Annotated in this window: 4 protein-coding genes; 1 reads left to right on the top strand and 3 read right to left on the bottom strand. The window is 68.2% G+C overall.

What is annotated here, in order from left to right; genetic code table 11:
• Positions 1-232: 232 nt before the first annotated feature.
• The 3 genes from ACFYO1_RS33235 to ACFYO1_RS33225 form a co-directional block, all read right to left on the bottom strand.
• Positions 233-382, bottom strand: a complete 150-nt coding sequence (locus ACFYO1_RS33235; protein ID WP_387239860.1) for a hypothetical protein — start codon at positions 380-382, stop codon at positions 233-235.
• An 82-nt stretch (positions 383-464) separates the two neighbouring features.
• A complete protein-coding gene (locus ACFYO1_RS33230) occupies positions 465-725 on the bottom strand; it encodes a hypothetical protein (protein ID WP_387239857.1) in 261 nt (86 codons plus the stop codon).
• Positions 726-786: 61 nt separating this feature from the next.
• Positions 787-1,227, bottom strand: coding sequence for a protealysin inhibitor emfourin (locus ACFYO1_RS33225; protein ID WP_387239854.1), 441 nt, complete (start codon positions 1,225-1,227; stop codon positions 787-789).
• 1,728 nt (positions 1,228-2,955) lie between these two features.
• Between ACFYO1_RS33225 and ACFYO1_RS33220 the strand changes: the two genes are divergently transcribed.
• Positions 2,956-8,412, top strand: coding sequence for a carboxyl transferase domain-containing protein (locus ACFYO1_RS33220; protein ID WP_387239851.1), 5,457 nt, complete (start codon positions 2,956-2,958; stop codon positions 8,410-8,412).
• Positions 8,413-8,559 lie beyond the last annotated feature (147 nt).

Raw genomic sequence — 8,559 nt, 5'->3', positions numbered from 1 at the left:
GCAAGCGCGGCAATGACGCGAACGCGGGCGTGGCGCAAGCGCGGCAATGACGCGAACGCGGGCGTGGCGCAAGCGCGGCAATGACGCGAACGCGGGCGTGGCGCAAGCGCGGCAATGACGCGAACGCGGGCGTGGCGCGGGCGCGGCAGTGGCGGTACCGCAGGCGCGGTTGGCGGGCGATCGAGGAATTGCTCGTCGCGGACGGTTTCGGTGTGCCCCGTGATTACTCGAATCAGTCGACCATGCTCGGCGGCACCGGCGCGTTCTCTTGTGCCTCGATGCGGGCCTTGAGGTCGACAATCGCCTCGTATTCACCCAACTGATAGGCGAATACGTTTAATCCGGACAGCAGGCGGATGGGATCGCCGCCGTTACGCGCCATCCCCTTGGCGAAACGCGGTCGGCGGGTGCGTCCTGGAACGACTCGCAGCGGGCGGCGTCGGTGTTCTCCGGCGCCACTCGGATCATTCGACCATGCTCGGCGGGGCCTGTGCATTCTCCTGGGCCTCGATCTGAGCCCTGAGGTCTACGATCGCCGCGTATTCACCCAACTGGTCGGCGAATACGTCTAGTCCGGACAGCAGGCGGATGGGGTCGCCGCCGTTGCGTGCGATCCCCTTGGCTAGCGCGACTATTGCGCTGGGTGATTGCGGGAAGCCGTCCGCGCGGGCCACGAGATATCCCCGGACCATGGATTCGAATTCAGCATCGGCCGCGCTTGACATCAATCAAGTTTGCGACCGGCGAAATGGGCGGACAAGTCATCCGAACGACCGACACCGGACCTCAGCTGCGGCGGCCGATTTCCTTGGTGAGCGCGATGATGTCGGTCAGCACCTTGGGTGACTCATTGCATTCGTCGGTGCTGACGCTCTTGGTGGTGCCGTCGCGGTAGGTGACGGTCACCGCGTACTGATAGGAGTCGCGGCAGTCGTTCGGACCGGTGTACGCGTCGGTGAGCGTCCGGAAATCCGGAGCGGCCGCCATCTCGAACAACGCCCCGCGGCGCGGATTGTCGACCGTCTCGTCGACGGTATAGACCTGGGTGACACCGGCGAATCCACCGGTCTGGTTCACCTCGACACTGGTGGCCGCCGCCGGAGTTTCCGGCGCGGAATGACTTTCGCCCGTCCCGCCACAGGCCGCAGTGGCGAGCAGCAGCGCGACGACCACAGCGGACAGGAACAGCGGTCGCGCGAGACCGCGGCGGTACCGAGAGTCGCTCATAGCCGCACAGTATCGGCGCAGCCAATTCGGCACAATGCACCGTTCCCCAGTTGCTCCACGCTTGCCGGAACGCAATGCCACCGCTCCGGGACACCAGAATCCGCTCGGCACCGGTTGGTGCCGCGGCACCAACCCCCTGGCCGCCACTCAAACCATCGAGTCGAGTCAAAAGGTCGCGAGTTGATCTTCTACAGCAGCCATTTGACTCGACTCGATGAACGCGAACGACCTTTTGACTCGACTCGATGAGCGGGGCCGGCCATTTAACCCACTCCGACCGCCAATAGCGGGCATCAGCCTGTTCCCGGTGCTGGTGCTCGGCCCAATCGGCGTGCTCGCCGAACATCAAAGCACCCGAACCACCATGCGCCTCACCCCCACTCCCCAACTACCACGCGCCTCACCCCCACTCCCGAACCACCACGCGCCTCACCCCGACCGCCGAACTACCACGCGACACACGGCAATCACCGGACCGCTCACCCGACCCCTCGTTTCCCAAGCGTCTTCGAACCGGACCACAAGCCGATGACCACGCTGGAACTTCCGCGTCGCCCATGCCAACTGCGTAAGTAGGTCGGGGACCCCACCTGACGCGCTCAGCACTATCGATCATCTCGGGGAGCAGGCGCACCTGATTGCCAGGTATACCTCCGGCATGTCCCAACGCGACCTGACGAGAGAAAGCTGAAGACCTACCCAGCTTTTCACTGAAGTAGTGCTGAGCACGTCGCCTGCCGTACCCGGCTTTAGGCGCATGTCGAGCACGCGGCGTCGCGTTCCAGCGTGGTTATCCGGCTGTGGTTGCGTTCTCGAGACTTCTTCGCAAACCTGCTTCATCCTTCGCATACCTGTTAGCGGGCTGCGGGGTATGCGAAAGATGAAGCGGGTGTGCGAGGTCGAACCTATCTGTCGCTTGGTCTGCGGGCGGCGGGCTTATAGCGCTATCCGCGGTGAGGTGACCTATGTGCGAAACCCTTCACCAGGCCATCTCGCCCCTGATTCGCGCTGGCCCTCCGGGTACACATTGAGAACAGGTTCAGCGCGGCCCGCCGCCCGCGGCACCTGGTCGCTGCGGTCCGGGCTAGGACGACCATGACTCGCCGCAATCACCGAACCACCACTGACCCTCTCTCTTCCCAAGCCTCTTTGAACCGGACCAGCCTCTTTGAACCGGACCAGCCTCTTTGAACCGGACCAGCTTCTTTGAACCGGACCACAACCCGATGACCACGCTGGAACTCCCGCGTTGCCCATACCAACTGCGTGAGTAGGTCGGGGACCCCACCCGACGCGCTCAGCACTATCGATCATCTCCGGGAGCAGGCGCACCTGACTCACCAGGCATGTCCCAACGCGATCTGTGGTCACCGCGGTCCGGGATGGGACGCAGGCCCAGCACGGCAGCCTCACGGACAGCAGGATGAACAGAAATACTTCCCCTTCGCACCATGATCGCGCCTCAGCTGGACGACCACGAGACGAATCCTCGATCGAGGGTCGATACTGTTTGTACGCAAAGTGATTCATTCGTCGGGACCGACCCCTCGGTTCGACGCACAGGTCACCTGCCGGACCCGGTGGCGATAGGCAATTTCACGCTACGGGCCGGTAACACCCGTTCGCTGTGCACATATTTGGATAAGAGGTGCACACTACGCGGGACCGAGAGTTGCAACCCCTCGCCCGTCGTCCGGGCCAGCGCTCAGGAGAGGAAGGAGTCGGCGAGTGTTCAGCCGCATCGCCATCGTGAACCGGGGAGAGGCCGCTATGCGCCTCATCCACGCCGTCCGAGATTTGGCCGCGGCAACCGCGCGTCCGATCGAAACCGTCGCCCTGTACACCGACGTCGACCGGAACGCGACGTTCGTGCGCGAGGCCGACATCGCCTATGACCTCGGCCCCGCGTCCGCGCGTCCGTACCTGGACCTGAAAGCGCTGGAACAGGCGCTGATCGCGACCGGCGCCGACTCGGCGTGGGTCGGCTGGGGTTTCGTCGCGGAAGATCCGGCGTTCGCGGAGCTGTGTGAGCAGATCGGCGTCACCTTCATCGGCCCCAGCCCGGATGCCATGCGCAAGCTCGGCGACAAGATCGGCGCGAAGCTGATCGCCGAAGAGGTCGGCGTGCCGGTCGCGCCGTGGAGCCGCGGCGCGGTCGAGACCGTGGAGGCCGCCATGACCGCCGCGGCCGAGATCGGCTACCCGCTGATGCTCAAGGCGACCGCCGGTGGTGGCGGGCGCGGCATCCGCGTGGTCACCAACGACGCCGACCTGGTCGACGCCTACGAGCGCACCCGGCAGGAAGCCGCGCGCGCGTTCGGCAGCGGCGTCGTGTTCCTGGAGCGCCTGGTCACCGGCGCCCGGCACGTCGAGGTGCAGGTGATCGCGGACGGCCAGGGCACGGCGTGGGCGCTCGGCGTCCGCGACTGCTCGGTGCAGCGGCGCAACCAGAAGGTCATCGAGGAATCGGCGTCGCCGGTGCTCAGCGCCGAGCAGGCCGCCGACCTCAAGGCCTCGGCCGAGCGGCTGGCGATCGCGGTCGGTTACCGCGGCGCGGCGACCGTCGAGTTCCTCTACCACCCCGGCGATCAGCTGTTCGCCTTCCTCGAGGTCAACACCCGCCTCCAGGTCGAGCACCCGATCACCGAGTACACCACCGGTTTCGACCTGGTCCGGGCCCAGCTGCACGTGGCCTCCGGCGGACGGCTCGAGGGCGAGATGCCCGTCGAGCGCGGACACGCCATCGAGGCCAGGCTCAACGCCGAGGACCCCGACCGCGACTTCGCTCCGGCCCCCGGCCGCATCGCGCGACTGAACCTGCCCGCCGGGCCGGGCATCCGCGTCGACACCGGCGTCAGCGAGGGCGACACGATTCCGGCCGACTTCGACTCGATGATCGCCAAGATCATCGCGTACGGCGCCGACCGCGAGCAGGCGCTCGGCCGGCTGCGTCGCGCGGTCGCGCAGACCCGGGTGATCATCGAGGGCGGCGCGACCAACAAGAGCTTCGTGCTCGACCTGCTGAATCAGCCCGAGGTGATCGACGCCAGCGCCGACACCGGCTGGATCGACCGCGTCCGCGCCGAGGGCCGCCTCGTCTCGCACCGGCACTCCGCCATCGCGCTCGCCGCGGCGGCCATCGACGCCTACGAAGAAGACGAGCGCGCCGAACAGCATCGACTGCTGTCCACCGCGTCCGGCGGGCGTCCGCAGGTCCAGCACGAGAGCGGCCGGCCGCTCGACCTCAAGCTGCGCGGCACCGGCTACCGGGTACGCGTCGCGCGCATCGGCGCGCACCGGTTCCGGATCGGCATCGAGGCGGCCGGCGACATCCGTACCGCCGACGTCGATCTCGAGCGTTTCGACCGGCATACCGGCCAGATCATGGTCAACGGCACCCGCTATCGCCTGACCACCGGCACGCACGGCCCGGTCCACCTCGTCGACGTCGACGGCGTGACCCACCGGATCAGCCGCGACGAGGGCGGCGTCGTCCGCTCCCCCGCGCCCGCGCTGGTCGTCGCGACGCCGCTCGAGGTCGGTGCCGAGGTCGAGGCCGGCGCGCCGATCCTGGTGCTGGAGAGCATGAAGATGGAGACGGTGCTGCGCGCGCCGTTCAAGGCGCGAGTCAAGGAATGCGCCGTCTCCGTCGGCAGCCAGGTGGAGACCGGCGCGCCGATGATGTGGCTCGAGCCGCTCGGCGACGGCGACGAAGCCGAGGCGGAGGCCGCGACCGGGTCGGTCGAACTCGACCTGCCGGTCGGGCCCGCCCAGGTCCAGCCGCACGAGCGCACCGCCCGCGGCCAGGAAGACCTGCGCAGCCTGCTGCTCGGCTACGATGTCGACCCGCACGACGACAGCCGCGTGCTCAGCGACTACCTCACCGCACGCCGGGCCGCCCTCGCCGACGGCCGCCGGCCGCTCGCCGAGGAACTCGAGCTCATGGAGGTGTTCGCCGACCTCGCGGAGCTGAGCCAGAACCGCTCGTCCGAGGACGACGGCAGCCACAGCCACGTGCACAGCGCGCGCGAGTACTTCCACACCTACTTGCAGAGCCTCGACGTGGAACGGGCGGGCCTGCCGGCCTCGTTCCAGGCCAAGCTCGCCAACGCGCTGCGCCACTACGGCGTGACCGAACTGGACCGCACCCCCGAACTCGAGGCCGCGGTCTTCCGGATCTTCCTCGCCCAGCAGCGTCCGTCCGACACGGTCACCGTCATCACCACGCTGCTGCGCGAATGGCTGCAGGAGCCGATGCCGGATCGCGCGCTGCGCGAGCCGGTCGGCCTGGCCCTGGAGCGGCTCGTCGCGGCCACCCAGGTCCGCGTCCCGGTGATCGCCGATCTCGCGCGCGGCCTGGTCTACGCCTGGTACGGCCAGCCGTTGCTGCGGCGCAACCGCGCCCGCGTCTACACCAACATCCGCAAGCACCTGCGCTACCTCGACGCGCACCAGGGCCCGCCGGACCGGGCCGAGCGCATCTCCGAGATGGTGCGCAGCACCGAGCCGCTGGTGCGGCTGCTCGGTCAGCGCCTGGTCCGCGGCAACCGGGACAACACGGTCATGCTGGAGGTGCTGACCCGGCGCTACTACGGCAACAAGGGCCTCAGCGACGTGCACACCCGCGAGGTGGCCGGCTGCACCTTCGTGATCGCCGAACGCCGTGGCCTGAGCCTGGTTTCGGCGGCCGTGCGGTTCGACGCGCTCGACACCGTGCTGAACGGGCTCACCGAGCTCGCCAGGGGCGGCGCCGCGTCCATCGACGCCGACATCTACCTCAGCTGGGAGAAGCAGCCCGCGGACTTCGACGCGATGGCGTCGGCGTTGCACGAGGTGCTCGGCGGGTACCCGCTGCCGAGTCAGGTGCACCGGATCACCGTCGCGGTCGCGGGCAGCGGCGGCGCGGTCATGCACCACCACTTCACCTTCCGTCCGTCGGCCACCGGCATGGCCGAGGAGCGCCTGATCCGCGGCCTGCACCCGTACATCGCGCAGCGGATGCAGATGCAGCGGCTGCGCAAGTTCGACCTCACCCGCCTGCCGTCCTCCGACGACGAAGAGGTGTACCTGTTCCGCTGCGTCGCCAAGGAGAACCCGTCCGACGAGCGCCTCATCGCGTTCGCCCAGGTGCGGGACCTGGCCGCGCTGCGTGAGCAGGACGGCAGGCTGCTCGCGCTGCCGACCGCCGAGATCGCCATCGCGACCTGCCTCGACTCGATCCGGCGGGCGCAGTCGATGCGGCCGTCGGCGAACCGGTTCAACACCAACCGCATCGTGATGTACATCTGGCCGCCGATCGACGTCACCCCGGCCGAGCTGGAGACGGTCGTGCGCCACGTGCGCCCGACCACCGCGGGTGCCGGGCTGGAGGAGATCCTGCTCATCGCGCGTCAACGCGACCCGAAGTCCGGCGAGCTGACCAAGGTCGCCGTGCGCATCGGGTTCGACGCCACCGAGGTCACCGTCGGCGAGCGCACCGACGACGTGATCGAGCCGCTCGACGAGTACCGGCAGAAGGTGCTCCGGGCCAGCAGCCGCGGCACCGTCTACCCGTACGAATTGACCGGCCTGCTCGGCGAATTCGACGAGTACGACCTCGCTCCCGACTACACGCTGGTGCCGGTCGACCGGCCGAAGGGGCGCAACACCGCGGCAATCGTCGTCGGTGTGGTCAACACGCCGACGAAACAGTACCCGGAGGGCATCAGCCGGGTGGTGCTGCTCGGCGATCCGACGAAATCCCTTGGCGCGCTGTCAGAGCCGGAGTGCCGACGGATCATCGCGGCGCTGGACCTGGCCGAGCAGATGCAGGTGCCGCTGGAGTGGTACGCGCTGTCCTCCGGCGCCCGGATCTCCATGGAGTCCGGCACCGAGAACATGGACTGGGTGGCGGCCGCGCTCAAGCGGATCGTCGAATTCACCCAGGACGGGCGCGAAATCAACATCGTGGTCGCCGGCATCAACGTCGGCGCGCAGCCGTACTGGAACGCCGAGGCGACGATGCTCATGCACACCAAGGGCATCCTGGTGATGACGCCGGACTCCGCGATGGTGCTCACCGGCAAGCAGGCGCTGGACTTCTCCGGCGGTGTGTCGGCCGAGGACAACTTCGGTATCGGCGGCTACGACCGCGTGATGGGCCCGAACGGCCAAGCCCAGTACTGGGCACCGGATCTGGCTGCGGCGCGCGACGTGCTGATGGCGCACTACGACCACACCTACATCGCACCCGGCGAGCAGACGCCGCGGCGGTCGCAGACCACCGATCCCATCGATCGCGATATCTCCGACTTCCCGCACATGCTGGCGGACAGCGACTTCCGTACCGTCGGCGAGATCTTCTCCGCGACGGCGAACCCGGATCGCAAGAAGCCCTTCGATATTCGGTCCGTCATGCGCGCGGTGTCCGACCAGGACCACGCGGTGCTGGAGCGCTGGGCGGGCATGGCCGACGCCGAGACCGCGGTTGTCCAAGACGCGCACGTCGGCGGTATTCCGGTGTGCCTGTTGGGCATCGAGTCCAGGGGCGTGCCGCGGCGTGGCTTCCCGGCCACCGACGGACCCGATACCTACACGGCGGGCACGCTGTTCCCGCAGTCGTCGAAGAAGGCGGCGCGGGCCATCAACGGGGCCAGCGGAAATCGGCCGCTGGTGGTGCTGGCCAACCTGTCCGGCTTCGACGGCTCGCCCGAGTCGATGAAGAAGTTGCAGCTGGAGTACGGCGCCGAGATCGGCCGCGCGATCGTGAACTTCCAAGGGCCCATTGTGTTCTGCGTGATCTCGCGGTACCACGGTGGCGCGTTCGTGGTGTTCTCCAAGCAGCTGAACCCGAACATGACCGTGCTCGCGCTGGAGGGTTCGTTCGCCTCGGTGCTCGGTGGCGCCCCCGCCGCCGCGGTGGTGTTCGCCGGTGATGTCAACCGGCGCACCGCGAACGATGCCCGGGTGCGGGACCTGGCGGCGCGGGCCGCGAACGCGTCCGGCACCGACCGCGCGACGCTGACCGCCGAACTCGACGAGACCAGGTCGTCGGTGCGCACGGAGAAGCTGAGCGAGGTCGCCGCGGAGTTCGACAAGGTGCACAACATCCACCGCGCGGTCGAGGTCGGCTCGGTCGATGCCGTGATCAGTGCGGCCGAGCTGCGGCCGCGGATCATCGAGGCGATCGAGGCTCGTCTGGGCTGATTGATTGCCGCGCGCTTTCACGTGCGGTGACGGAGGGCGGGGACCGGTATCGGTCCCCGCCCTCCGGCGTTTCCGGCGGAGTGCGACGAAGGTCTCGGAGCCGGCGCCCGGGATTGTGAGTACGGTCGGAATCGGAGGGGTTCGGGA

The organism is Nocardia sp. NPDC006044 (assembly GCF_042871115.1).
Taxonomy (GTDB): Bacteria; Actinomycetota; Actinomycetes; order Mycobacteriales; family Mycobacteriaceae; genus Nocardia.
The sequence above is the reverse complement of the archived record's forward strand: the minus strand, read 5'-3'. Positions and strand labels throughout refer to the sequence as shown.

Coding starts and splice junctions, on each gene's coding strand:
- ACFYO1_RS33235 (WP_387239860.1), bottom strand. CDS start 382: ATGGCGCGTAACGGCGGCGATCCCATCCGCCTGCTGTCCGGATTAAAC.
- ACFYO1_RS33230 (WP_387239857.1), bottom strand. CDS start 725: ATGTCAAGCGCGGCCGATGCTGAATTCGAATCCATGGTCCGGGGATAT.
- ACFYO1_RS33225 (WP_387239854.1), bottom strand. CDS start 1,227: ATGAGCGACTCTCGGTACCGCCGCGGTCTCGCGCGACCGCTGTTCCTG.